Source organism: Flagellimonas ulvae, assembly GCF_049333175.1.
In the GTDB taxonomy this organism is placed as follows: domain Bacteria; phylum Bacteroidota; class Bacteroidia; order Flavobacteriales; family Flavobacteriaceae; genus Flagellimonas.
In genome coordinates this window covers 403,320-429,374 of sequence record NZ_CP186325.1, presented here as the reverse complement: position 1 = coordinate 429,374, position 26,055 = coordinate 403,320, and the positions used below count along the sequence as shown (strand labels likewise).

General features: G+C 38.5%; 24 protein-coding genes and 1 tRNA gene. 12 read left to right on the top strand and 13 right to left on the bottom strand.

Annotation, left to right across the window (positions count from 1 at the left end):
* Positions 1–11: 11 nt before the first annotated feature.
* Complete coding sequence (locus tag ACOKFD_RS01970) at positions 12–665, bottom strand: DUF4290 domain-containing protein (protein WP_298998417.1); 654 nt, start codon at positions 663–665, stop codon at positions 12–14.
* Between the two features lie 82 nt (positions 666–747).
* Entirely contained in the window at positions 748–1,035 is a 288-nt protein-coding gene (locus tag ACOKFD_RS01965) for a DUF493 family protein (RefSeq protein WP_298998415.1), read from the bottom strand.
* 87 nt (positions 1,036–1,122) lie between these two features.
* Between ACOKFD_RS01965 and ACOKFD_RS01960 the strand changes: the two genes are divergently transcribed.
* The 5 genes from ACOKFD_RS01960 (at position 1,123) to ACOKFD_RS01940 (ending at position 5,656) form a co-directional block, all read left to right on the top strand.
* A complete protein-coding gene (locus ACOKFD_RS01960; RefSeq protein WP_298998413.1) occupies positions 1,123–1,683 on the top strand; it encodes an ATP-binding protein in 561 nt (186 codons plus the stop codon).
* A 2-nt stretch (positions 1,684–1,685) separates the two neighbouring features.
* Positions 1,686–3,431 carry a RecQ family ATP-dependent DNA helicase gene (locus ACOKFD_RS01955; protein WP_422859710.1) on the top strand — a complete coding sequence of 582 codons (1,746 nt, stop codon included), beginning with the start codon at positions 1,686–1,688 and terminating at the stop codon, positions 3,429–3,431.
* Positions 3,432–3,556: 125 nt separating this feature from the next.
* Positions 3,557–4,531: a methionyl-tRNA formyltransferase gene (gene fmt, locus ACOKFD_RS01950; RefSeq protein WP_422860993.1), complete on the top strand. Its 975-nt coding sequence runs from the start codon at positions 3,557–3,559 to the stop codon at positions 4,529–4,531.
* 175 nt (positions 4,532–4,706) lie between these two features.
* Positions 4,707–4,979 carry an HU family DNA-binding protein gene (locus tag ACOKFD_RS01945; protein WP_106146913.1) on the top strand — a complete coding sequence of 91 codons (273 nt, stop codon included), beginning with the start codon at positions 4,707–4,709 and terminating at the stop codon, positions 4,977–4,979.
* A 116-nt stretch (positions 4,980–5,095) separates the two neighbouring features.
* Positions 5,096–5,656: a YqgE/AlgH family protein gene (locus ACOKFD_RS01940; RefSeq protein WP_298998407.1), complete on the top strand. Its 561-nt coding sequence runs from the start codon at positions 5,096–5,098 to the stop codon at positions 5,654–5,656.
* Here the strand turns inward: ACOKFD_RS01940 and ACOKFD_RS01935 are convergent.
* On the bottom strand, positions 5,649–6,503 hold the full coding sequence (locus ACOKFD_RS01935; protein WP_422859709.1) for an aminotransferase class IV: 855 nt from the start codon (positions 6,501–6,503) through the stop codon (positions 5,649–5,651). The two genes, ACOKFD_RS01940 and ACOKFD_RS01935, sit on opposite strands and share 8 nt — an antisense overlap.
* 55 nt (positions 6,504–6,558) lie before the next feature.
* The gene (locus tag ACOKFD_RS01930) at positions 6,559–6,942 is read right to left on the bottom strand and encodes an START-like domain-containing protein (RefSeq protein WP_298998401.1); all 384 of its coding nucleotides are present in this window, start codon (positions 6,940–6,942) and stop codon (positions 6,559–6,561) included.
* A 137-nt stretch (positions 6,943–7,079) separates the two neighbouring features.
* Between ACOKFD_RS01930 and ACOKFD_RS01925 the strand changes: the two genes are divergently transcribed.
* Both ACOKFD_RS01925 and ACOKFD_RS01920 read left to right on the top strand, forming a co-directional pair.
* A tRNA-Met gene (locus ACOKFD_RS01925) sits at positions 7,080–7,153 on the top strand.
* 259 nt (positions 7,154–7,412) lie between these two features.
* Positions 7,413–7,556: a hypothetical protein gene (locus ACOKFD_RS01920; protein ID WP_158259153.1), complete on the top strand. Its 144-nt coding sequence runs from the start codon at positions 7,413–7,415 to the stop codon at positions 7,554–7,556.
* A 10-nt stretch (positions 7,557–7,566) separates the two neighbouring features.
* On the opposite strand, the gene ACOKFD_RS01915 is transcribed toward ACOKFD_RS01920, so the two are convergent.
* The 3 genes from ACOKFD_RS01915 to ACOKFD_RS01905 are packed head-to-tail and all read right to left on the bottom strand — an operon-like array spanning position 7,567 to position 11,548.
* Positions 7,567–10,074, bottom strand: coding sequence for a TonB-dependent receptor (locus ACOKFD_RS01915; RefSeq protein ID WP_422859708.1), 2,508 nt, complete (start codon positions 10,072–10,074; stop codon positions 7,567–7,569).
* The gene (locus ACOKFD_RS01910) at positions 10,067–10,975 is read right to left on the bottom strand and encodes a FecR family protein (RefSeq protein WP_422859707.1); all 909 of its coding nucleotides are present in this window, start codon (positions 10,973–10,975) and stop codon (positions 10,067–10,069) included. The genes ACOKFD_RS01915 and ACOKFD_RS01910 overlap by 8 nt, the downstream gene beginning before the upstream one ends.
* A 48-nt stretch (positions 10,976–11,023) precedes the next feature.
* Entirely contained in the window at positions 11,024–11,548 is a 525-nt protein-coding gene (locus ACOKFD_RS01905; protein ID WP_422859706.1) for an RNA polymerase sigma factor, read from the bottom strand.
* A gap of 120 nt (positions 11,549–11,668) precedes the next feature.
* Between ACOKFD_RS01905 and ACOKFD_RS01900 the strand changes: the two genes are divergently transcribed.
* Both ACOKFD_RS01900 and ACOKFD_RS01895 read left to right on the top strand, forming a co-directional pair.
* Positions 11,669–12,808, top strand: a complete 1,140-nt coding sequence (locus tag ACOKFD_RS01900) for a hypothetical protein (protein WP_422859705.1) — start codon at positions 11,669–11,671, stop codon at positions 12,806–12,808.
* A 183-nt stretch (positions 12,809–12,991) separates the two neighbouring features.
* Positions 12,992–13,420, top strand: coding sequence for a LytR/AlgR family response regulator transcription factor (locus ACOKFD_RS01895; protein WP_422859704.1), 429 nt, complete (start codon positions 12,992–12,994; stop codon positions 13,418–13,420).
* 154 nt (positions 13,421–13,574) lie between these two features.
* Here the strand turns inward: ACOKFD_RS01895 and ACOKFD_RS01890 are convergent, their stop codons facing one another.
* The 3 genes from ACOKFD_RS01890 to ACOKFD_RS01880 all read right to left on the bottom strand — a co-directional run bounded on the left by ACOKFD_RS01890 (position 13,575) and on the right by ACOKFD_RS01880 (position 16,058).
* Positions 13,575–13,745 carry a DUF6747 family protein gene (locus ACOKFD_RS01890; protein WP_170068341.1) on the bottom strand — a complete coding sequence of 57 codons (171 nt, stop codon included), beginning with the start codon at positions 13,743–13,745 and terminating at the stop codon, positions 13,575–13,577.
* Positions 13,746–14,097: 352 nt separating this feature from the next.
* Positions 14,098–15,426, bottom strand: coding sequence for a dicarboxylate/amino acid:cation symporter (locus tag ACOKFD_RS01885; protein WP_422859703.1), 1,329 nt, complete (start codon positions 15,424–15,426; stop codon positions 14,098–14,100).
* 164 nt (positions 15,427–15,590) lie between these two features.
* Positions 15,591–16,058, bottom strand: coding sequence for a hypothetical protein (locus ACOKFD_RS01880; RefSeq protein ID WP_422859702.1), 468 nt, complete (start codon positions 16,056–16,058; stop codon positions 15,591–15,593).
* Positions 16,059–16,649: 591 nt separating this feature from the next.
* Between ACOKFD_RS01880 and ACOKFD_RS01875 the strand changes: the two genes are divergently transcribed.
* Positions 16,650–17,723, top strand: coding sequence for a glycosyltransferase family 9 protein (locus tag ACOKFD_RS01875; RefSeq protein WP_422859701.1), 1,074 nt, complete (start codon positions 16,650–16,652; stop codon positions 17,721–17,723).
* 31 nt (positions 17,724–17,754) lie between these two features.
* Here ACOKFD_RS01875 and ACOKFD_RS01870 read toward each other — a convergent pair whose 3' ends face one another.
* Complete coding sequence (locus ACOKFD_RS01870) at positions 17,755–19,527, bottom strand: MutS-related protein (RefSeq protein WP_422859700.1); 1,773 nt, start codon at positions 19,525–19,527, stop codon at positions 17,755–17,757.
* A 117-nt stretch (positions 19,528–19,644) separates the two neighbouring features.
* Here ACOKFD_RS01870 and ACOKFD_RS01865 point away from each other — a divergent pair, with 117 nt between their 5' ends.
* The gene (locus ACOKFD_RS01865; RefSeq protein WP_422859699.1) at positions 19,645–21,561 is read left to right on the top strand and encodes a DUF294 nucleotidyltransferase-like domain-containing protein; all 1,917 of its coding nucleotides are present in this window, start codon (positions 19,645–19,647) and stop codon (positions 21,559–21,561) included.
* A gap of 8 nt (positions 21,562–21,569) precedes the next feature.
* Positions 21,570–22,241 carry a PolC-type DNA polymerase III gene (locus tag ACOKFD_RS01860; protein ID WP_422859698.1) on the top strand — a complete coding sequence of 224 codons (672 nt, stop codon included), beginning with the start codon at positions 21,570–21,572 and terminating at the stop codon, positions 22,239–22,241.
* On the opposite strand, the gene acs is transcribed toward ACOKFD_RS01860, so the two are convergent.
* Both acs and ACOKFD_RS01850 read right to left on the bottom strand, forming a co-directional pair.
* On the bottom strand, positions 22,238–24,145 hold the full coding sequence (acs, locus tag ACOKFD_RS01855; RefSeq protein ID WP_422859697.1) for an acetate--CoA ligase: 1,908 nt from the start codon (positions 24,143–24,145) through the stop codon (positions 22,238–22,240). The two genes, ACOKFD_RS01860 and acs, sit on opposite strands and share 4 nt — an antisense overlap.
* A complete protein-coding gene (locus tag ACOKFD_RS01850) occupies positions 24,142–26,049 on the bottom strand; it encodes an AMP-binding protein (protein WP_422859696.1) in 1,908 nt (635 codons plus the stop codon). Before ACOKFD_RS01850 ends, acs begins: the two co-directional genes overlap by 4 nt.
* Between the last annotated feature and the right edge of the window lie 6 nt (positions 26,050–26,055).

Here is a 26,055-nt window from a genome sequence, read left to right as displayed (position 1 = left end):
AGCTTACGGAATCAATATCTTTTCTTAGACCTGCTGTTACGTTGTCCTTTTTTGTTGCTGCCACTACCTCTTTGTGATTTGACAATCCTATTCTTTAAGAATAACTCACTATTTGTAAGGCTTTCTCCTTTAGGAGCCAAATCAATTGCGCCATCGCTAAGCTCTTTTAAATGGCCAAAAATCACCGTGTCCTCCACGCTATCCTTGTTCCAATTTAGGTAGCATTTTTTCATGTGATTGGCAATGGCATATTCTAAACCAGTTCGCAAATCCCCTGTTTCCCACTTAATGGCAACATCAATCATTCGCTTAATGTTATTGCCATAAAAGCGATACTTAGGATGGTTCTGAGGATACCCCAAAGGTTCGGGACGTTGCTGTAACACCTCCTTGGAAGTGATTGGGAAAGGAGAATCTACATCCAGCTTAAAATCGGACATGATAAAGAGTTGGTCCCAGAGTTTATGTTGAAAATCCGGAACATCTCGAAGATGGGGCTGTAGATTGCCCATTACGCTAATAATAGCTTTTGCAACCTTATTTCTTTCCTCGCGATCTTCAATGGAAACCGCATGGTCTACCATTTTTTGGAAATGACGACCATATTCAGGAATGAAAAGTTTAGGACGTTCCGTGTTGTATTCTAAATGTTCTACTGAATTCAAATTAAGATATATTAAGTGATTAATGGAATGGGAAGTACTACCAATAACGACCGCAAAATAATAAAATTATGATAAAGAAGACCTATAAGGATATAACCCCCTCTACAGATGAAACTTCCTTGTATTTAGATATAACCTCATCTGGGTCTTTCATATTCACTGTAATGGAAATACTTGTATAGGTTCCCTTCTTGGATTTTTTGGATTCAATGACCGCACCTGTATTATCAAAAATGGTATTGATTTGTTCTATTTTCTCATTATCTGTAGGAACTATAAATTTGTATAAATAGCTGGAAGGCCACTTAGAGTTTTCCAACAATTGCTCTTTGAGTCTTCCATAAAATTCATCAGATTCGTTCTGGTCCATCCCCATATTTTTTACAAAGATATGGCTTACTCAACAATTTTTTTCCTCATGCCGTTTTCCGTAATTTGCTCGCCAAAACTGCAACTTTTGAAAAGTAAGAAAGTAGTCATCACAGGAGCACCTGGAACCGGAAAAACTTCAATAATTACTGGTTTGGAACAATTGGGATACCCATGTTTCCATGAGATTATCCGAGATATGACCTCCAAAGCAAAGAAAGAGGGAAAAACAGACTCTTTTACCTCCAATCCGCTAGTTTTTGTAGATGACGCTCTGCAATTCAACAAAGACTTGTTGCATGGTAGAGCCGAACACTATAAGAAATCGTTAAGCTTTAGCGAACCCATTATTTTTTTTGACAGGGGTATTCCTGATGTTTTAGCTTACATGGATTTCTTTAATCAGTCCTATAACAAAGAGTTCACAAATACTTGTGAGCAGAATCCTTACGACCATATCTTTTTGTTGCCGCCTTGGCAAGAAATATATGTTTCGGACAATGAACGATTAGAAAGCTATGAAGAGGCTCAAAAAATAGATGATGCCTTACGAAATACCTATACTGGATTTGGTTACAACCCTATGTTAGTCCCCAAAAAACCAGTTTCCGAGCGAATAGATTTCATTCTAAAAAAGCTCAATTCTTAAATATGCTTGATAAGGCGAAAACCATTCTAAATACCTTTTGGGGGCATCAAGATTTCAGGGGTTCACAAGCAACCATCATAAATAACGTTCTTGAAAGAACGGATACTTTGGCATTAATGCCCACTGGTGGCGGCAAGTCTATTTGTTATCAAGTTCCAGCAATGGTGGTGGATGGGATTTGCATTGTGGTATCCCCACTGGTTGCCCTTATTCAAAATCAAGTTGAGGAGCTGAAAAAAAAAGGAATAAAAGCTGTTGCGCTTACCGGTGGAATTTCTTTTGAAGAAGTCAACAACCTTATGGACAATTGCCTTTATGGAAACTATAAGTTTTTGTATTTATCTCCAGAGCGCTTGCAACAACCTTTGATTCAAGAGCGCATCAAAGGAATGAACGTTAACCTGATTGCATTAGATGAAGCACATTGTATATCGCAATGGGGCAATGATTTTAGGCCCGCGTATCTGCATTGTTCTATTTTGAGGGATTTGGCCCCCAAAGCACCTCTAATAGCTTTGACGGCCACGGCTACTCCTAAAGTGGTTAAAGATATAGTCGAAAACTTAACGTTGAACCAAGCCAAAATCTTTAAGGATTCTTTCTCAAGAGAGAATATCGGGCTCTTTGTGGAACATAGAGAAGACAAACGATTTCGATTAAAACATATTCTTACCAAGAGCTCTTCCAGTGCCATAGTCTATGTTAGGTCTCGAAAAATGTCAATACAGATTAGCGATTTTCTTCTGCAAAATGGACTTAAAGCCTCCTTTTTTCACGGAGGATTATCTAGAATGGAAAAGGAAACCCGTTTGAAGCAATGGTTAAACAATGATGTACAAATCATGGTTGCCACAAACGCCTTTGGAATGGGGGTTGATAAGCCAGATGTACGAACCGTTGTTCATTACCAAATACCCGATAGTCTAGAAAGCTATTTTCAAGAGGTGGGTAGAGCTGGTCGGGATGGCTTGTCCTCAAAAGCATTTTTACTTACTAATGAAGCGGATAAAGGGTTGGCGAAACAACAGTTTTTAGAATCCCTACCGGATTCCGCTTTTTTGAAAAGACTATATCGAAACTTGAACAATTTCTTTCAGATTTCATACGGAGAGCTGCCTTTGGAAACCTACCCCTTTCCTTTCGCAAAATTCTGTAAGCAGTACGACATCAATTCAAACCTGACGTATCAAGGACTTAAAATTCTGGACCAAAATTCCATTATTTCGCTGTCTGAAAATTTCAAACAACGCACAACCATTCAATTTGAATCTAAGAAACAACACATTTTTTCTTATTTAGACAGTCATGCAAGCTATCAATCCCTTATCCAAACCATGTTGCGCACTTATGGAGGTATATTGGAATTTGAAACTAAGGTTGACATTTCACTCTTAGTCAAAAAAACAGGCTTACAGGAATCCGTTTTGCACACCATGCTAAAGCAGTTGCAAAAAGATGGAGTAATTGCCTACAAATCCAACGAAGGTGACTTTGAAATCAGTTTTCTAGCTCCAAGGGAAGATGACCTTACTATAAATTCATTTTCAAAAAAAATAAAATCCTTACATCAAATTAAAAGGAACAACCTGGAGTCCATGTTGGATTTCATTGAAAACTCACATACATGCAGAAACCGGTTTTTACTAAAGTATTTTGGTGAAGTAGCGAACAAGAATTGTGGTAAATGCGATATTTGTACCCAAAATAAAAAGACCCCTTCCTTTGATTCTCAAAAACAGAATCCTTGATGCCCTTAAAAACAAATCGTTAACCTCAAGAGAGCTAGTGGCACGAATAGATTTGGATGAGAAGGAAGTTTTGAAGATTTTAAGACACTTACTTGAAGAAGAACTGATTGTATTGAACCAAAAAAATAAGTACCGCCTTGCAACAAAATAAATCGTTGAAAATAGTCTTTATGGGAACTCCCGAATTCGCTGTAGAAAGTCTAAAGCATTTGTTGGAGTCAGGTTTCAATATAGTTGGGGTTATCACGGCTCCAGACCGTCCTGCTGGTCGTGGAAGAAAACTTCAAGAATCTGCTGTTAAACAATTTGCCGTGGCCAATAACTTAAAGGTATTGCAGCCAACTAATCTTAAAGACGAGCAATTTATTGAAGAGTTAAGGCAACTTAAGGCAAATCTACAAGTGGTAGTGGCTTTTAGGATGTTGCCCAGGGTGGTTTGGCAGATGCCCGAGTATGGAACATTTAATTTGCATGCTTCCCTCCTGCCCCAATATCGTGGTGCAGCTCCCATTAATTGGGCCATTATCAATGGGGAAACAGAAACTGGGGTCACAACTTTTTTTATTGATGATAAAATTGATACAGGACACATTATCCTACAAGACAAGATACAGATTGAACAGAATGAAAGTGCCGGAAGTCTTCACGACCGGTTGATGCAGATTGGTGGAAAACTGGTAGTGAAAACCTGTAAAATGATTGCCAGTGATGATGTGAGAACCATTCCACAAGAGCAAAGTACCGTTCTGAAATCAGCACCCAAAATTCATAAGGAAACCTGTAAGATAGATTGGAGTCTGCCCGTGGAACAAATCCATAATCATATTAGAGGATTGAGTCCTTATCCTGGTGCATGGACCAACTTTCGCAAAGACGGGGATGAAAATCCTATGATACTAAAGGTATTTAGGAGCGTTATCGAACCAGCCAATGCATCATATAAAATAGGAGAAGTTATCACAACAAAAGACTCTTTAAAAGTGGTAGTCGGAGATGGGATTATTTCATTGCTGGAAATCCAACTTCCAGGTAAAAAAAGGATGAAAACAGCCGATACACTACGAGGCCTTCAAGTTGGAGAAAATGCCAAAATGCGCTGAGGCCTTACCATTACTGGCTTCGGAAAACATGGATTTTGCTTCGACTTTATCAACAAACGTTTGAAGTTATCAACAAAAACCCTGAATTCCCTTGGTTTTACTTGCGTGGATAGCAAATCCGTATAAATTTGTTCAGCATTAAACTTATTTTAACAACAATTAATTTATTTCCGTTATGAACAAAACAGAATTAATCGATGCTATGGCAGCTGATGCAGGCATCACTAAAGCAGCAGCTAAAAAGGCATTGGAATCTTTCTTGGGAAATGTTGAGGGATCACTTAAAAAAGGAAACCGAGTTTCTTTGGTAGGTTTTGGTTCTTGGTCTGTTGATCACAGAAAAGCAAGAGACGGTAGAAATCCACAAACTGGACAAACTATCAAAATTGCTGCTAAGAATGTAGTGAAATTTAAAGCAGGAGCAGAATTGAGCTCGGCCGTGAACTAATCAATTTATTTTAAAATATACAAAGCACTTCTGAAAAGAAGTGCTTTTTTTTTGGTATGCATCGATTTTTGTTATTACCAAGAAAATATTACATTTAAAAGCGAGAACTTGTTGTAATGGATTTTAATAAGCCTACAAAAGGAAAATTGTTGATTGCAGAGCCTTCCCTAACAGGGGATGTTTCTTTTAACCGTTCAGTCGTTTTGTTGGCAGAGCACAACCAAGAGGGTTCTGTTGGTTTTATCTTGAACAAACCCTTGGACTACAACATTTGTGACCTTATCTCGGAAATTACTATCCCTTTTCAAGTTTTTAATGGAGGGCCTGTTGAACAGGACAATCTCTATTTTATACACAAGGTTCCCCATTTGATAGATAACAGTATTGAAATCTCTGATGGTATTTTTTGGGGTGGAGATTTTGAAAAGACGGTGGAACTTATCAATAACAAAACTATTTCCGAACAGGATATACGATTCTTCTTAGGGTATTCGGGCTGGGCTTCTTGTCAGTTAGATGAAGAATTACACTCAAATTCGTGGGTTGTGCTGCAGAACGAATATCAAAGTTCAATTCTTGAGAAGCCCTCTGGTGCTTTTTGGAAAGAAAAGATGGTAGAACTAGGTGGCGATTACTTAATTTGGTCCAATGCGCCAGAAAACCCCACACTTAACTAGTTACCTCTAGTCTAGCCTTAGCATTTAGTTTTCCCAACAGATTTTTAGCTATTGTATTTGTATAGGTTTTTTTTCTATACTGAGTGATAGGTATTATTCCGCTTATACTATTGGTGATGAAAAATTCGTCGGCCTTTTGAAGTTCGAATGGAGAAATTGAAATTTCTGATAACTCAAACTCTTCGCTTGACTCAACAATTTCTATGATTTTCTTACGAACAATACCATTTAAACACCCATCCTCCAGGGGAGCGGTTTTTATGATATTTCCATGGACCAGGAAAACATTTCCATTTACCGCCTCAATTACTTGTTTGTCCGTGTTCAACAAGATGCAATTGTCATATCCATTCTCTTTGGCATAAACCCCGGCCAAAACATTCAACAACTTGTTTGTGGTTTTTAACTGAGAAAGCAAATCCTTGTTTACAAAGAAGTCCTTAAACAATTCTACTTCGTAAGATTCATCCAGTAACGTATAAAATGGAGAACTCAAAGGGTTTACTTCAATTGTATAAGAAATGGTATTGTTCTCAGGAGTATACAGTCCTCCCTCGTTCCGTGCAACAGTGAACCGTACCCTGGCAGAATTATTTTCAAAGGTGTTCTTTTGAACGGTCGCCAGAATTTCTTGTTGTAAATGCTCCAACGTAAAGTTCATGGGAATCTCCATACGTAACATACGCATGGAGGCCATTAAACGGAAATAATGGTCTTCCCAAAAGAAAATATCCCCATTGACCACACGAAGTGTTTCAAATACCCCATCTCCGTATTTGTAACCTCTGTTGCCATGAGTAAAAATGGGTTCGTCTGCAGCAAAAAAAAATCCGTTATGATTGACCATAAAAAAAGTCCCTTTTTAAAGAGGGACCAAAGATACGTTACAATTCTTTTTTTGCCTATTTGGAGCCAAGTACCTGCTTTAAATCTGAAACTTGGTTTTCCCAGAGCATTTTAGCTTCGTCCACTTCATCTTCTTCGGCAAAATCGGTGATGAAAAGAGAAACATCTTTTGTTATCTCGTCCACTATAATTTTCATTTCAAAGAAACTGTCGTCTTCATTTTCTTCCCATGAAAATTTTACAAATTCATCACTTTTGCGTTTTAGCATTTTAGCATTTTCCTCCGTACCGTCCCATATAAACGTAAAAAGCTCACTCCGCGAATTTACATTGTCCGCATACCACTCAGATAGGCCAGAAGGCGTGGAAATGTATTGGTAAAGTAATTGCGGGGAAGCCTGTATGACGAATTCTATTTCAAATTTTATTTTATCGCTCATTCTTATGCTTGATTTTTCCTTTCAACACTAGATATAATTGGGTAAGATATAAAAATAAATATCAAATAATAAATTAATATTGTTTTTTGATTCGGGAAAAATTAAACTCTATATTTGCACCCGCTTTATTGAACCATGGCGAGGTAGCTCAGGTGGTTAGAGCGCAGGATTCATAACCCTGAGGTCGGGGGTTCAAGTCCCCCTCTCGCTACAAAAAAGGCTTTCAATTTCTTGAAAGCCTTTTTGTTTTTTGCGCACAACATTTACCGCCAGATTCAAAGCGTTTTCTTCTTAGAATTTTCAATTGGCACATTTATCGATCATTCATCAATCACGGACTAAACAACCTTGTGCTTAAAAATTCTGTTTTTAACCCTGTCAATGCCTTACAATAGCTTTAAAAGATGAACTCTTTTCAGGAGTTTTCATATGTCAGTTGTTATATGTGTGTAACTAAACTGCAAAAAGTGATGAAAAAGTCCCTATCTACCGACATCTCAAGAATTGAAGAAAACAAAAAAATCCAAAAAATGTTTGACGTTTACAACAAAGAAGTCATAGCCATTGTGATTTTTTTTGTGATTCAATTTGTTCTTTGGTTTTCTATGATTTGAATGCTAGACCTTAAAAAATCACCCTTACCGAAGCATTGGGGGTAATCCCAAGAGAACTTTGCTCAAATTGTTGTGCCTCTCCCAACATATTGGGTCGGTAAAAGCTGTTTATCGTATTGTCTTGGTCAAGTACATTCCATATAGCCATCCCTAATTGAACAGTTTTGTTTTCTCCCCAATTGAATTCATATTTACTGGAAACATCTAATCGTAGGTAATCATCTAATCGTTCACCATTGGTGAGGTCATAATTGATTTCTCCGTCCACAATCTGATTACCAAGGATTGGTCTTGTCACAGGTCTTCCAGTACGCCAGTTTAATCCAGTAGCAATAAGCAGTTTCTTGATACTGTAATTGGCACCCAGAGTCATGGCATGTGTAATGTCAAAATTGCTTGGGAAACTGGTCTCAGGCAGTTGGTTAAAAAAGTATTTACTGTCTAGGTAAGAATAGCTAAGCCATATACTATTTTTTCTCAGTTGTTTGCGCAGCAAAAGGTCAAGGCCTAATGCATCATAGGACCCCGATGTTTTTACAAACTCATACCTATCTTGGAAACCTTGGCTTTGTGTTGTAATTCCATCCACATTTTTATAAAAAGAAACCGCATTTACCAACCAACCCTTTTTATTGAAACTAAGGCCAAAAGAACCTTGTTTGCTTGTAATGACCGGAATGGATTCGTTATTGGAAAGTTGCCACCTTCGTTTTTCTATGCCCAGAAAGTCGTTTTGGAAGTTGATTATCTGTGAAGTACTCTGATGTTTGAATTCCCCCAATACTTCAAGGTTGAAATGCTCCCAGAAGGAATGGCTAAAACTAAATCGGGGTTCCCAAATTTGTTTTTTAAAATCATCAAGATAATTAAAGCGAACTCCTGCCGTCAACTGTGTGGCTGAGTTTTTGGAAGAAAGCCCCAATTCTGTAAAAATGGCATGAACACGCAGAACTTCACCCTCCAAACGAAGAAAACGAGGGTCGTCCACATCATCTAGATTGGTAACTTTAGTCTCTACGAAATGATATCCGCTTGTCCATTTCATCCTGGGGGTTAGCACATTCAGGGCCTTCAATCTGATGCCTGTTTCCGAAACTTTGTTTTCCTGAAGAAAACGCTGGTCCAGCAGGATATTGGCGTTTTTTGCTTTTAACGCATAATCCGTATTATAAATCTCGATTTGTGTTCTTAACTTTTCGGTCCAGCTGCGCTGATGGTTGATTCCCGCAGCTATCGTAGTTTGTTCCAAATTGCTTTCTCTTGCTTGCTCTGCTCCTGATATTTGTGCCACCTCGTTAAAGACTACCTCGTTGGCTGTATGGATAAAATTGATTCTAAGATGGTCCTTTTCCGTAGGTTGATATAAGAGGCGGAATGAAGCATCGTAAAAATCAAAGGCTATGTCCGAATTGGTCACTTCTGTTGTATTCTGCTCAATTTCCGTATCCTGGGAAATACGATCAAAATACTGTGAATAGGTTGGTGTTTCCACAAAATCGCTGATAGACTTTCGTGCGGCGACCTGCAAAGAGGCCTTTTTCCCCAATGGCGCATCTAAAGAACCATTGGCATCAATAAGGTTTATCCCTATACTGCCTTTTAAGCCTGTATTAAGGTACTCATCGGTCTTCATAGCAATGGTTCCCGAAACACCGTCGGTCATGGCAGCGCTACTTCCATTTTTCCGAAGCTGTACTTTTTGGGTAATGTGAGGGTTATACATGGAAATCAGGCCAAAAAAGTGTCCGGATTGGTACATTTTTATTCCATCCCAAGTAATTAGATTTTGGTCATGGCTGCCCCCTCTAATGTTGATATTGGAGACGGTTTCATCAATACTTTGTATACCTGGTAGCGCTTGTACGGAAAACAATACATCGTCCTCAACAAGTCCGGGGAGTATACTGAACCTATCAAAGTCCAGCTCAACCGTTCCATTGTCAAGCTTATCAATTCCTCTTACCAAATAATCATAGACAGTAACTTCCGCAAGCTTTTCCTGATAGGGAACCAAGTACAAAGTGATGCATTCAGACGTGTTAAAATAGCGCACTTCCCTTTTCAAGGGTTTATAGCCAATGTGCCTGATTTGTATAATATCATCTTCTTTTAGTCCATCAATCTCAAAATACCCTTGATCATCCGCAATAATACCTTCTGAGCCTTTTTGCAGGGCTACATAAGGAAGTATTTCGTCCGTATCCTTGTCCTTTAGATGACCACAGATGCGCAATTTCTTTCTTTTGATGGAAACGGTCTTATCGGATACAAAAACAAAGCTAAGGCCACTCTGTTTATTTAAGTATGCAATGGACTCCTGAAGATTCAATGAGGTATCTGGTGAGGCAATATTCACATCATCCACCAACTTCGAGGCATAATTGAATTGTACCCCAAAACGTTCTTGCAACGTTTCTAAAATAGTGGTCAGAGGTTGGTTAGTCTCTGTCTGGGCGGTGGTATTTATGCTATGAAGTGATACAATACAAACTAGAACAAGTAGTTGTCTCTTAATCACGTTTACTAAAACGTACAGCGCCAGGCTTTAGTATTTCATAGTTTAGATCAAGAGGTTCACTAATGGCCTTAAGAGCCGTTTCAAAATCATTATGGACAAAACCGCCAGTAAATAGTTGGTCTGCATCAACAGTTTCAAATGTTATATTCACATTGTACTGTCTTTCCAATTCAGCAAATACCTCAAAAATGGGAGTGCGTTGAAAATAACTCGTGTTTTTTGTCCATTGTGGCTCGTCAAAGCTATTTTTCCCTGTAGCCATGTCACCATTAAACAATTTGAAGTTATCCCCCGCTTGGAGTATTTGGGTATGTCCATTAGTAACGACTTGGACAGTACCTTCAAAACAGGCAACCTCGAAAAAAGAACCTCGTTGTTTTACATTAAACTCTGTACCTAGAACACTTACTGTACCTTTTGAAGTGACTACATCGAACTTCGCGCCTTTGGCCACATCAAAAAAGGCCTCCCCTTCCAGCTTAATTTCCCTTTGTGTGTCCCATTTGTTTTCATCATAACTAATTTCAGAGAGGACATTGAGTACTACCTGAGAAGCATCTGGTAGTTCTATAGTAGTTTTTTGAGCTGCCAGTGTCTGCACCTCTGTCGGGTTACTGAACAAAAAGAAATAGGAAAGTCCAAAAAGAATCACGGCCACACTGGCAATGCGCAGCATGGGTTTAATCCATTGAAGTTTTCTCACTTTAGGGTCTGGTGTAATCAACCGCGCCTTAAATGTTTCAAAGTCATCTATTTTAGAGAAATTGGACGCCTTGAATTGGGCTGCATCATCAATGATACCTTTATAAAAAGGTGCATCTTCCAGAGCGTCAAAAGCTTTGCTTTCCTCAACCGAAAGGTCCTCTAAAATCCACTTTTGTATCAAGGTTTCTTGGTCCATAACTTCGAATCTTTGTGTATATAACAACCAAGCATCTATTTCTCCTGATTATTTTATCTTAAAATTTTCCAATTCTTTTTTTAACTGGTCAAAAGCTGAGTAAATACGGTACTCTACGACCTTTCGGGTAACACCTAATAATTGTGCAATTTCCTCGTGTTTTTTACCTTCAACCTTATTCAGCATAAAGGCAACACGCTGTTCTTCGGACAATTTGGAAAGCGCTTTTTGATACTTTTTATAGTACTCTTCCTTTTCTAGAAGAAATTCCGGATTTTCGTTGGTATGTTCCTTTGGAGATTCGCTTTGGTATTTTAATACTACTTTTTGATGTTTTACCTCGTTGAGCATTAAATTATTGGCCACGGTATACAGAAAAGACTTGGCCTTGTCTAAGGTAATTTTCTTACAATTTTCCCAAAGCTTGGCAAAAGCGTCTTGCGCCTTGTCTCCTGGATTTAACCTATCCCCATATTTGTAATAAAGAAAATCGTGAAGGTTTTGGGCATGTTTGCTGTAAATGCTGGCAAACAAGGTGTCATCACAGATGTCCTTGTGAAGGTCTTTCTTCAATTAAGTTGGTTTTTTGGTCGCTTGAAAGTTAAAAAAACTTTTTTACAAAAATTTTTCAGGAGTTTTTACCGTTTGGTTGTTTCATAGGTAAACACCTAATTTTTTAGAAACCTCGCGAACATGAAAAACAGTATAAAATTTTTAGGCCTTTTACTGCTTATAACAGGCTTATTGAATGTTTCCTGTAGGGAAGAAGAATTTGAGTCAATAGGAAATGATTCAGATCAAAGTATTTTGACGGATTCCAACGTGGCAAACCTTCTGGTTAGAACCTCCATGAAGGATGGTTCCAATGATAATATATTAGATCAAGCCAGTTGCTTTTCCATTGCACTTCCTGTAACCGTTATTGCCAATGGCACTGAAATCACCATAGAAAAAGAAGAAGACCTTGATGAAATTGAAATCATTTTTGAAGAGAGTGATGAGGATACGGATACTTTAGAAATTGTTTTCCCTGTGACCATAGTCTTTTCTGATTATACCGAAGCAGAAGTTTCAAATGCAGAAGATCTGGAGGATTTTGCTGATACGTGCCCAGAGGAAAATGAAGACGATGATGATATAGAATGTGTTGACATTGTCTATCCTATAAATGTTTCCATTTTCAACCAAACGACTGAACTATTTGACACCATATCCTTAGTGGATGACAAAATGCTTTATGATTTCATAAATGATTTGGATGAGGAGGATATTGTAAACATAGAGTTCCCGATTATTTTGGTATTAACCGATGGTACAGAATTGGAAGCTTCCAATCTCGAAGAACTTGAAGACATTATTGAAAGTTCCATAGACGACTGTGATGAGGATGACGACAACGATTTTGACGATGATAATTGTGACGACTGTACGGTTGAACAACTACAAGCTGCTTTGGCCGAATGTACGGACTTTGGTGTGAATAAGTTCAGCCTTAATGGAAACAACCTAAAAAACCAATACGATAATCTTTCGTTTAACTTTCAAACAGATGGTTCGGTAACGGCAACTTCCGATACCGAAAACTTTGCTGGAACTTGGTCAGCTAATGGATCAGGGAACGATATTACCGTTATGATAAACATCACCGGTTTGGATGATTTCAATTTGCAATGGACCCTGAACAGAATTTTGGATACCCCTGGAGTTACCATGATAACGCTTGTGGAAGGTGACGGAAATATACTCAGGTTTAAAGATGCCTGTACCAATGGAAACGGAAATGGCAATGGTAATGGTAATGGTAATGGTAATGGTAATGGTAATGGAAACTAAATTCCATACATAAGACACGCTAAACCAATCCAAACATATTGGATTAACACAGTAAGCCCCCTATTTGAAAGGTACTTCATTTAGGGGGTTTTCCGTTAATCGAAAATTATTTCCTTTCATCGGTTTCAATCAGGAAGTCTTTCCCTAAGCTTGTTTTACTTGTGCAAACCAAACTAACGTAACATGACTTTAACCGCTATTGTAATTGATGATTCGCCCCTTCAGCAATTCGCTACATGTAAACTGATTAATAATAACCCCAATTTAAAACTAACTGCATCCTTTAATGATCCTAAAGTCGGGCTTGAAGCTGTAAACCGTTTTCGTCCTGATGTAGTATTTCTCGATGTTGAAATGCCTGGTTTAAATGGCTTTGAGTTCCTTGAAAATCTCAACCATGATTGCCAAGTGATTTTGAACTCCACACGTTCCCAATTTGCCCTTACCGCTTTCCAATACAATCAAGTAAAGGATTACCTGACCAAACCTATGGCAAGGCCCCGCTTTGAAAAGTCAATCGAACGAGTCGTCAAAAATAAATGTGCGAAACAAAAGATAGAAAAACCACATACCGTTCCTGTATATCATGAAAGGTTAAGAGAAGCAAGTTAAACAGGGTTTGACTTCTATCTAAAGAATGCGAAAACAAAAAATCACCCATCTTCAAACCAATTTGAAGATGGGTGATTTCAAATAAATATATCGGTCAGTTTAGCTAGGTACAAGAATCCCTGACCCTAAACTATTGACCAGCTTTTGAAAATATCTAGTCCCAGGCAAATCCGGTAAACAATCGATAGCAGAAAGCATATAGCACCATTGCAAGTAGTGCAGTACAAGTCCAAAAATATAGCTTGAATCCATTTCTCAAAACTCTATGTCCAAGATTCATGAATGCTTCTTTGTAGATTCTTTTTGCAAGTAAAATTTGATTCATTTGTGTAAGTGTATATGTTCACTTCGAAAATAGAACAAGGGTACGAACCAAACATTGATTCTTTGACAATGCATCCATAAACATCGGTAAAGTGCTGAATAATTGATGATTTAGGTACAATATCTAAAAATGAAGGTGTTTTAACCAATAGACAAGCTGTTGGATATTGCCGATATAATTTGCATGGTATTGATTTAGAATATGCTTTTTTGATAAAACTGAATCATGGTTTAAGCCTTGATAAATCACAAAATGTATTCGGTAGTTTTGAACACCTTGAGAAAAATATAGACTGCTTTTGTGTGTTTTAACCTAGATGAGTAGTTAGCAAAACTAAACCTTGTAATTAGCTTTAACTTTGGCTAGTCAGGGTTTCATCTTCCTGTTTGTTTCCATAGTATCGATTAAAGACCAAACAAGCGGTTAAATCCCCGGTCACGTTGACCGATGTTCTGAACATTCCTAGAATACGGTCTATTCCAATAATAACTAAAAGACCCTCTACCGGTATCCCGGCACTTTCCAATACAGAGGCAAGAATTATCACCCCACCTCCTGGAATGGCTGGGGTTCCGATAGACGCAGCTACTACCGTGAATGTAATCAACAAAAGGTTCATTACCGATAAATCTATCCCATAAGCCTGTGCCATGAACAAGGTAGTAACACATTGAAAAAGAGCCGTACCGTCCATGTTTATGGTGGCTCCAATGGGTATCACAAAATCACTGATATTAGAGGACACTCCCAACTTTTCATCAACGGTTTTCATAGACAACGGCATTACAGCTGCGGAACTGGCGGTGGAAAAAGCAAGCAACTGGGGTTCTCTGATTTCCCTTAGGTATTTTAAGGGAGGTATATCGGTAATTACGGTTACCAGTATCAAATAAAACAACAATAAGACAATTAGGCCTAGAATTACGACCCCCATATAGTAGCCTAAACCAATAAATATTTCTATACCTGTCCTGGATAACAAGGCGGCGATTAAACCGAACACGGCATAAGGTACTAGCCTCATCGCCCATGAAACCACAATCATACATATTTTTTGAATGGCTTCCGAAAACTGAATTATGGGTCTTGCCGTTTTATCCTGAAGTTGGGTTACGGCGACTCCAATAAGTATCGTGAAAATTACAACCCCCAACATTTCTCCGGTCAAAATAGACTCAAGCGGGTTATTTGGAATAAGGTTTGAGATGGCTTTTGGAATATTTTCCATAAGATTGGTTTGCTCAATGGGAATATCATTGACATCATTAGCACTGGAAAATCCGCCAAGCGAAAAAATATACTGACCAGGTTTCAAAATGAGGGTTACTGCGAGGCCTATCAGTATGGCAACGGAAGTGGTGAAAATGAAATACAACAATAGTCTGAGACCAAAAGATTTAAGATTACCCGATGTGTTGCTCACTATTCCCGTAAGTATAGATGTGAATACCAGAGGTATCATAATCATTTGGACCAGTCGCATGAACAGCTGCCCTGGTAAGTCAAGCCATTCCGCTAGTCGTGAACTAAAATCCTCTGAAAACAGTCCCGTTGATGGGTTGAGAAGAATTCCCAAGCCTGCTCCCAATACCAAACCGAGTACTACCTTGAGCCATAATTGTCCCTTTACTAGACGGTCTAAGTAAACAGATAGGTAATTCAAAGGCCTGAACTCAATCATAGTGTCCCCAATCTTTACTTTGGATAGATAATACTTTTATCAACCGAGCTGGAAAAATAACACCAATTGGCTCTTGGAGACATGCATTTTGGTCAACATAGTACCATTTTGAATGAATCAAAGCCATTTGAGCATTTTCTCAGTTTTAGTGTACTTCAAAAAATTCAATAATAGGGATAGTAATTTGTTTTAGGCACTTCTACTTTGTACTCCGATTGAAGAAAAGTAACCAAATCGATAAGTTCTTGTACGGTCATGATGTAATTATAATTATCCATCTTTAAATCACCTTCTTCGGTTACAGCTATTTTTTTATATCTAGGAGCGATTTTATGAGATGGGTTTATCACTGAAGTTACCAGTTCGCCATAGGTCTTCTTGGAGGATACTTCTCCACCGAGAAGTATATTGAGGCTATCACTACCACCTTTCCATGCTATCCCTGAAATACTATGGCAACTATTACAAGCCAACCTTTCATAGGTTAACTTCCCTTGTTCAATGTCACCCTCAGGTAATGCAAATCCCCGCGCTTCATTATCACAACTCCTCACAAGCAGTCCAAAACACACTAAGATGAACAAAACTAAATAATTTGAAGAGTTCCGGTAGGTCTTTTTCTTAACGTACATAGGTTGTTATTTTTAGTTAATGATCCTCCATTGTTGGATAAAAACAAACATAGTCACTAAAAAAAGGGGAGAAAATGACCTAGGTCAGCAAGTAATTATGTCGAAGGAAAAATATTATAAGACAACTTTTTCAACATGTTGTCTAGGATGCATGATTCTGGGGTTTCGAGTTAAAATCCTACCTCTTTCTACAAAAAGTCCAAGATTTTAGTCTTGGGTTTTTTGTTTGAGTACAGCATCAGTAAAACTATGATAAGTAATTATCAATCTTATTAGAAATCGTCTAATTACTCGAAACTATTTTTAATAAACACTAGTACTGCTTTTTAAGAAAGATACTGTTCTCTTTTACTGCATAGTGATAAACAATTAAATCCCTGTGAACCTAAAACCCCGTTACCAAACGGAACAAAAAAGCTCACTTAAGGAAACATAAACTAGTTTTTGATATTGCAAAAGAAAAAGAATTAGAAAGGGTATTCTGAAGATAAAGTGCTTTATCTATACCTTGCGAAAGAAAAGCAGATTTCACTTTATTAATTGAATTTGAATTCTAAACTTCGAAGATTTTATATTTGAAATTATTTTGTGATGAAAGCCCTTGTGATACAGCAAAAAATGTTGGGTGATGTTCTGGTTAGCTCCATTATTGCTAGACATATTAAGGAGTTTTATAAAGACGTAACCATTCATTTTTTAGTAAATGAAGGGTTTGAAGATGTAATAAAAAACAATCCTTACATTGATGAAATTCTTTTATTTTCTTCCCAAGACCGAAAAAAAATTAAAGGATTTTACAGTTTTTTGAAAAAAATCCATAGAAATCAATATGATGTAGTTATAGATGCTTACGGTAAGATTGAGAGTATGTTGATTACTGCATCTTCGCGAGCTAATATTCGAGTTTCATATCAAAAGTGGTATTCTAAATTGGTATACTCTCACCCAATTGACCGTAGTAAACAATTGCCTTATGGTTTAGGTTTAGCTCTGGACCATAGGTTGTTATTGGTTGAACCTGTAGTTAGCGAAATAAAAAAACCGAGAGCTAGACCAAGAATTTACATCTCAGAAGCAGAAGAGGCACATATGACCCGTTTTTTGAAAAAAAATGGAATTCGAGAAAGCGAAAAGATGCTGATGATAGGGGTTCTGGGCAGTGAGCCTGCAAAAACCTACCCGCTAGAATACATGGCTAAAGTACTCGATAGTATAGTATCAAATAGACCGGATTTAATACTTCTATTTAATTTCATACCCAGCCAAAAGGTCGAGGTAGAAAAGTTAATTTCCTTTTGTCAAGAGCAAACAGTATCTAAAATCAATGAGAACTTGTATACAGAAGACTTAAGAGTTTTTTTAGCTTTATTATCCAAATGCGAGGGTCTTGTAAGTAATGAAGGTGGGGCTGTAAATATGGCTAAAGCTGTGCAAATACCTACTTTTAGCATCCATTCTCCTTGGATTTCCAAACAAGGATGGCACACCTTCTATGAGGATACTAAGCACGAAGCGGTGCATTTAACGGATTTTGCTCCTGAACTTTTTCAAAAAACCGAGAAAAAGGAATGGAAGAAAAAAGCACAAGACCTTTATTCCTGTTTCAAGCCTGAGTACTTTTTAGATTCTCTAAAAAACTTCCTCCATAGAGAGATAGCTGAATAACGTTCTACGAATCCGAGAATAAATCTTTTGTCTAAATGATTCTCATTTTCTTCAACAAAAAAGAAGCATTCATATTCTTGCAAACCCCTGCTTTCAATTGGTAGTCAAAATGCAATTCGTCATCTTTAATTTCAGTTTCAAAAAAGTAGTTTCTGACCACTTCCAAATTATCCGCAATTTCACATAGGCTTAAATCGTGGGTGGCTATGATTCCTGGCACACCTTTTTCAACCAATTGTTCAATCAGTTTTTTAGAACCTAGGGCCTTATCCACACTATTGGTCCCCTTTAGAATTTCGTCCAATACCACCAAATAGGTCTCTTCTTCCAATTGCTCCATAATAAACTGGAGTCGCGTAAGTTCTGAGAAGAAATAAGAACTCTGGTCTGCCAAAGAATCCGTTGTACGCATACTGGTAATCAGCTTAATCGGGAAATAGGCACTTTCTTTTGCACAAACCGGTAATCCCAAATTTGACATGAGGATATATAAAGAAGCAGTTCGTAAAAAGGTGCTTTTCCCAGCCATATTTGCACCTGTGACCACGAAAAAGTCTTTTTTGCCAAGCTGTAAATCACTGTTGATTCGTTTTTCACTGGCAATCAAGGGATGCCCCAAGGATTTAGCTTCAATCAAGTAATTGGAATCCTTTGTAATAACGGGATAGTTAAATTCAGGATGATTAAAAGCAAATACACCAAAAGAATTATAGGCATCAAAAAATGCTATGGTGCTAAACCACTGCTCTACCAAATCGCTATACTGTAGTATCCATTGCTCAATTTGATAACCAGATTGCAAATCCCATAGAAAAAAACCATTTCCCAAAAGGGCTACCAGCACATTGTTTCGATTATCGAATCTATCCATGGCATTGGACAAACGTTTGAAAATCAACGAGGCTTTTTCTTGTTGGGATTCAATTTCTTTTTTTTCTTTTTGAAGTAATTCTGAACTAAATTTTTGGTTTTCAATTTCGTTCAACAAAAGGGAATATTGCTCAATGGTATCCTTTACCTTACTTGTTTTTACATTAAGTGCATTATTTCGTTTTAGAAAAAAACCTGTAATCAGCAGTCCCAGCAAGAACCATATTCCCAAAAACCACCAATTCAATATTTCAAAAACTGAAAGAGAAAAAAGAATTACAGAAATGAGTCCAAATACCGCTGGTACCCTTTTCATTTTATCCGAAATGAATGGAACGTAGTTTTGTACCCACTTTGTTATGGATTCTGATGTCAGTTCAGTTTTGGTTAGTCTAGCCAAGGCCGTATATCGCTGAAGCCACTCCGGCATTTTAGATAATTCTTCAACGGCTTTTTGTTTCTTTTGAATATCGTCAATGGAATTGGATAAAAGCGTTTTACACAAGTGAGTAGTTCCCTCTTTTAGACCGGTTCGGTTCAAATACTGAAAGAAGGAGCCTCTGCCAAACATGTCTATATCCGAACTAAAAAAGTGAGCTGGTTCTTCGAGGTTTTTACCATCATAGCGTTCTAGATAATCGCCTTTTAAAATCTTTGTCTCTTCCTCATTGATTTTTTTCAGCTCTCTATTGAGTTCGAATACGGTTCGCTTATTGGCATGCCACCGTAGCAAGAAGAGAAACAATCCTGCGCCAAAAACAAATGAAGTCCACATCCATAGTGTTTGCCCATAAAAAAGATATAACAATGCACAAGTTGCCACAAAAGCTGCTAAGCGCATTAGACTAATCCAAGTCAACTCTTGTTTCTGTTTTGCAAGTGTGGCTTGCAGCTTTTCCAACTGCTCCTCATAAAAAGAATTTGGGTTGTTCATTCAATACAAATTGAAAATACGTACTAGAGTTAAAGCGGGTCGCTAAGATAATGGTATATCTCAATTCAAGGTTTTAAAAATTCCTAAGATATTGTCAATAGAATTACCTTTATAGGTATGAAGAACACTATTTCTAAACGTATTGCGGATTTTCTAAAAACCTTTCCTCCATTTTCCAATTTGATGAAGAAACAACTTGATACCCTATCCGAAGAGGTTACCATCATATACAAGGAAAAAAATAGCTTTGTTTTTAACGTGGGTGAGTCTGCACACCATCAGTTTTATGTGGTACACAAAGGGGCCATTGCGCTCTGGGACAAAGAAGAGAAAACTGTACTTGATATTTGTGACGAGGGGGATATTTTTGGCCTTAGGCCATTAATGGCTCATGAGAATTACAGATTGACCGCTAAGAGCGAGGAAGAAACCATACTCTATGCCATTCCGATAGAAAAATTCAGACCTTACATCAAAGAAAATCGAAGGGTAGCAGATTTCTTGGTAGAAAGCTTTGCTTCCAATACTAGAAACCCATACGATAAAACCAACAGAGGTCAATTATTGGGAGATGCATTACAGTCCAATTCCAAAAACAACACTCCCCTACTTGATCTTCAACTAGTAGATTTTTCAAGAAATATCGTTTCGGCAACCGAACAGACTGCGGTGAAGTCGATTGCAGAAAAAATGACCTCAAAAGGAATTGGTGCCATGCTTGTTGAAAAAGAGGGGTTGCCCATCGGTATTATCACGGACAAAGATTTAAGAAACAAGATTGCCACAGGTGATTATTCAATTACAGCAAAAGCCAAAAGCATTATGTCCTCCCCGGTAATCACCTACCCTACCAAGCTTACAATAACGCAGGCACAAATGGCCATGATGAAAAGCAATATCAGTCATTTGGTTTTAACCGAAGATGGTACGGTGCACAGCAAAGCAGTGGGTATTTTATCCAAACACGATATTATGCTGTCCTTAGGGAATAATCCCGCCGTGTTGGTAAAGGCAATTAAAAGGACCAACAAAGCCGAAGAGATTAAACCTCTAAGGAATGGCGTGATGAACCTATTGAGAGGATATTTAGAGCAGAATATCCCTCTCACTTTGACGTCCAAAATCATATCCGAGCTGAATGATGCCTGCATCAAAAGAGTTGTGGAACTATCCCTGGAACGAATGGATTCAGCCCCGCCTGTGAAATTTGCATGGTTGGCCATGGGAAGTCAGGGAAGAAGCGAACAACTATTGCACACAGACCAGGATAATGCCTTACTTTTTGAGGATGTACCTGATTCCAAGTTTGATAAAACTAGGGACTATTTTCTAAAATTGGCCAGATTTATTACCGTGGGACTCAATACCATTGGATATGAATACTGCCCAGCCGATATGATGGGGTCTAACCCAAAATGGTGCAACAGTCTATCTGGTTTTAAAAAAATGACCTCTAAATGGATTACCAACCCTGGACCGGACGAAGTACTGCTCTCTTCCATTTTCTTTGATTACAATCGCGTTTACGGAGATAAGGAATTGGTTTCCAAATTATCCCATTATATTTTCGATACCGTAGAACAGTATCCTATTTTCCTTACCCATCTTGCAAGTGGAGCACTCATGAATCCTTCTCCTTCAGGGTTCTTCAGAGAATTCTTGGTAGAGCAGGATGGGGTTCACAAAGATTTTTTTGACCTCAAGTTAAGGGCATTGATGCCTTTGGTAGATGCCGCCCGTGTACTTATATTATCTCGAAATATTCCAGACATCAGCAATACTTGGGAACGTTATGAAAAAATGGCAGAACTGGAATCTAATAACAAAGAGTTGTTCTTAGCCTGCAGTTACGCAACTAAAGCTTTGCTTCGTTTTAGGACCAAACAAGGATTGGCCAACAATGATTCTGGTAGATACATCAATTTGGAACAATTGAACAAAGAAGAAAAAATGAAGTTGAAACGCACCTTTAAAACCATCAAACAGATTCAAGAAGTACTGAATGTTCGCTTTATGGTTTCAAGAATACGATAGCACAATTAATGGGAGTAAAAAAAGAGCACTTACCTGAATTCTGGAAAAACTATGAGGCATCTTTCAAAGAAGAGATTCCTCAGAACATAGCGGATGTCTCTTTTGTGGTTTTGGACACAGAAACCACAGGTTTTAGTCTCAAAAAAGACCGTATGTTGAGTATTGGTGCTCTCCGATTGCAAAACAGCTCCATCTTGGCAAAAGATGCCTTTGAAGTTTTTTTGGAACAGACCACATTTGACGAAAAAACTGTTGAAATTCATGGAATCTTAAAAAAAGGAAAAGTAAAGCGGATTCAAGAGTTGGAAGGGTTAAAGATTTTATTAAAACTTCTTGAAAACAATGCAGTGATAGTGGCACATCATGAAGGATTTGATGTAGGCATGATTAATGAAGCTCTCATTCGCCATGGCATGCCCAAGTTACTAAACAAAAGTTTGGATACCGCAGTACTGTTCAATAGAAGTTTGCCCAGAGTAAAACGAAAAACGGATGGACATTACAGCTTAGATGTGCTTTGCGAAGAATTCAATATTTCAAAAACGGACCGACACACAGCGCTTGGTGACGCTTATATCACAGCCATTGCCTTCTTATGTATTTTGGATAAATTAAAACCTGTCTCTCTTGAAAAGCTACTCAAAAAAGACAGGTTTTGGGAATTCTGGAAAACCTTTTAAAGAGCTTCGTTCATTATTTCCTCCACTACCTCTGGATTCAATAAAGTAGAGGTGTCACCCAGATTTCCGGTATCCTTGGAAGCAATCTTTCGCAGTATACGTCGCATTATCTTACCACTTCGCGTTTTCGGAAGACCTGAAGTAAATTGAATCTTGTCCAATTTGGCAATAGGACCAATATGTTCTGTGATTACTTGATTTATCTCTTTACGTAGATTATCTCTATCTCGGGATTCACCAGTTTCTTTCAAAGTAACATACCCGTAAAGCGCATTGCCTTTGACGTCATGAGGAAATCCAACAATTGCAGATTCAGCAACTGCAGGATGTTCATTGATGGCATCTTCAATTGGGGCCGTACCCAAATTATGACCCGATACTATGATTACATCATCTACTCGACCCGTAATCCTGTAATATCCTACCTCATCCCGCAAGGCACCATCTCCCGTGAAATACATATTCTCAAAAGCAGAGAAATAGGTATCCTTATATCTTTGATGATTGCCCCATATGGAACGTGCCATGGAAGGCCAAGGAAATTTAATGCAAAGTCTTCCGTCTGCTGGATTACCCTTTATTTCCTTACCCTGCTCATCCATAAGAGCTGGCTGTATACCCGGTAAAGGCAAAGTAGCATAGGTAGGTTTTGTGGGTGTAGAAAACGGAACGGGTGAAATCAAAATTCCACCAGTTTCGGTTTGCCACCAAGTATCCACTATAGGACACTGCTTCTCCCCTACATGGTCATTGTACCAGTGCCAAGCTTCCTCGTTAATGGGTTCTCCAACGGTGCCTAATACCTTTAAGCTAGATAAATCGTATTTCTTGATGAAGTCCAAATTTTCTTTAGCTAAAGCCCTAATGGCCGTCGGTGCCGTATAAAATTGGGTGATTTTATGTTTTTGAACAATCTCCCAAAAACGTCCAAAATCGGGATAAGAAGGAACCCCCTCGAACATAACTGTTGTTGCTCCATTGGCCAGTGGTCCATAAATGATGTATGAATGTCCCGTAATCCACCCAATATCTGCCGTACACCAATACACATCCTGCTCCCTATATTGGAAAACATTTTTGAAGGTATAGGCCGTGTAAATCATATATCCCCCAGTGGTATGCATCATTCCTTTCGGTTTTCCTGTGGAACCCGATGTATATAAAATGAACAAAGGGTCTTCTGCATCCATTACTTCAGGTGGATAGTCGCCATAGGCACTTTCCAATAGTGGTGCCAACCATTCGTCGCGCCCAGATTTCATATCGATTTTGGAATCTATACGTTTCGCAACCAAAACCGTTTCTACATCGGGACAATCATTCAATGCTTCATCTACAATTCCTTTTAAATCAATGGTCTTTTTACCACGATACGAACCATCAGATGTAATGACCATTTTCGCTCCACAATCATTTATCCTTGTTGATAGAGCAGTTGAAGAAAAGCCAGCAAACACCACCGAGTGAATAGCACCTATTCGTGCACAGGCCAATACAGAAACTGCCAGTTCAGGAATCATGGGAAGATAAATAACAACCCTGTCCCCTTTTTTGATTCCTTTTTCATTGAGTACATTGGCCATTCTACATACACGACCATGAAGGTCTTTATAGGTAATATGCTCTGCTTCCTCTTTTGGGTCGTTTGGTTCGAAAAGAATGGCCGTTTTTTCCCCACGAATACGCAAGTGCCTGTCGATACAATTTTCAGTAATATTCAACTTAGCTCCTCGAAACCAAGTGATTTCGGGTTTGCCAAAATCCCATTCCAAGACCTTGTCCCATTTTTTTCTCCATACAAAATGCTCTTCGGCGACCTCTTCCCAAAAATTTTCGGGGTCACGAACGGATTTTCGGTACACTTGAAAGTATTCTTCAAGATGTTTTATGTGATAATTACTCATAAGGTTTGTTTTTTAGGTTTTCCAATATTTCTAGAACTGTATGCTCGTTTAATTTCATCAATGATGGCCACGTCATCAATAGTAGATGGTATGGGGTACTCCGATTTGTCCGCAATATTTCTAAGCAATTTTCTCAAGATTTTCCCTGAACGTGTTTTAGGCAATCGATTCACTACCAATAATTCCTTAAAGGAAGCTACCGCTCCAATATCTCGCCGTACACTGTGAATTACCTCCTTTTCCAAACTCTGTGAGGTAATATCCGTTCCTGATTTGAGGACTGCCAGACCTAAAGGTCTTTGGCCTTTTAAATCGCAGTGTATCCCAAAAACCGCACATTCCGCAATGGCCGGATGCGAGGCGACAATTTCTTCCATCTCAGCTGTTGAAAGCCGATGTCCTGCTACATTGATGATATCATCTACCCTACCCGTAATGAATATATAACCTTCTTCATCCTTATATCCTCCATCACCTGAAAAATAATACCCTGGGAATTTTTCAAGATATCCGGAAACGAATCGTTGGGTGTTCTGCCATACATCCAACAAACAACCTGGAGGCAATGGTAATTTTACCAACACATATCCCTCTTCATTGGCTTCACACGGGGTGCCATCCTCACCCATTATTTGAATATTGTATCCATGAACAGGAAATCCAGCAGAACCTGGCTTTATGGATTGAAGCTCAACCCCGACCATGTTGGCCAACATAGGCCATCCAGATTCGGTCTGCCACCAGTGGTCAATAACAGGTATGCCCAATTTGTCCTCCGTCCATTTCAAGGTAGCTACATCGCATCGTTCCCCTGCCAAAAATTGATATTCTAAACAACTTAGATCATATTTCTTGAGAAAGAGTCCATCAGGATCTTCCTTTTTAATCGCTCGAATGGCCGTAGGGGCCGTAAACATTACCTTCACCTTATATTCAGAAATAACCCTCCAAAAGGTTGATGCATCTGGAGTTTTGATTGGTTTCCCTTCAAAAAGCACGGTGCTATTTCGATTTAGAAGTGGAGCATATACAATGTAACTATGTCCAACCACCCAACCCACATCACTAGCTGCCCAATATACATCGCCCTCTTGAACGCCATATACATATTTCATCGATGCTTTCAGCGCGGTGGCATATCCTCCAGTATCTCGAACAATTCCTTTTGGGGTTCCCGTAGTTCCAGAGGTGTATAAAATATACAGGGGATGAGTAGACTCCACTTGAATAGGTTCTGCTGGTTCTGATTCTTTCACCAACGCATCATAATCCACGTCATAATCCATCTTGGGGATATGTACACCCAACTTTCTATCGAAAATAACCACACGTTCCGTTTTGTGCTTTGCCAGACCGATAGCTTCATCTACAAAGGGCTTATAGGGGATTATTTTTTCAATTTCAATTCCGTTTGATGCGGTGATGATAACCTTAGGCTTACAATCATCTATTCGAATCGCTAGTTCGTGGGGGGCAAAACCACCAAAAACCACAGAATGGATAACCCCTAAACGAGCGCAAGCAAGCATAGCGTAAACGGCTTGCGGAATCATGGGCATATAAATAATCGCGGTATCTCCTTTTTCAAGACCAAGACGCTTTAAACCTCCCGCCAATTTTGACACCTCATCACGAAGTTGCAGATAGGTGATTCCAGCTTTTATACCGGTTACCGGAGAATCGTAATAAATAGCCACTTGATTTCCAAAACCTGCTTCAATATGCCTATCAATACATAAATAACTCATGTTCAATTCGCCGTCTGCAAACCACTGATTGCCTCCATTTGGGGCATTTTTCAATATTTCCGTAGGGAAACGATTCCAGGCTAATGCTTGGGCTTGTTCTTTCCAAAACTCTTCTCGGTTTTGAATACTTTTTGAGTAAAATTCTTTGTACTTCATTTCGGT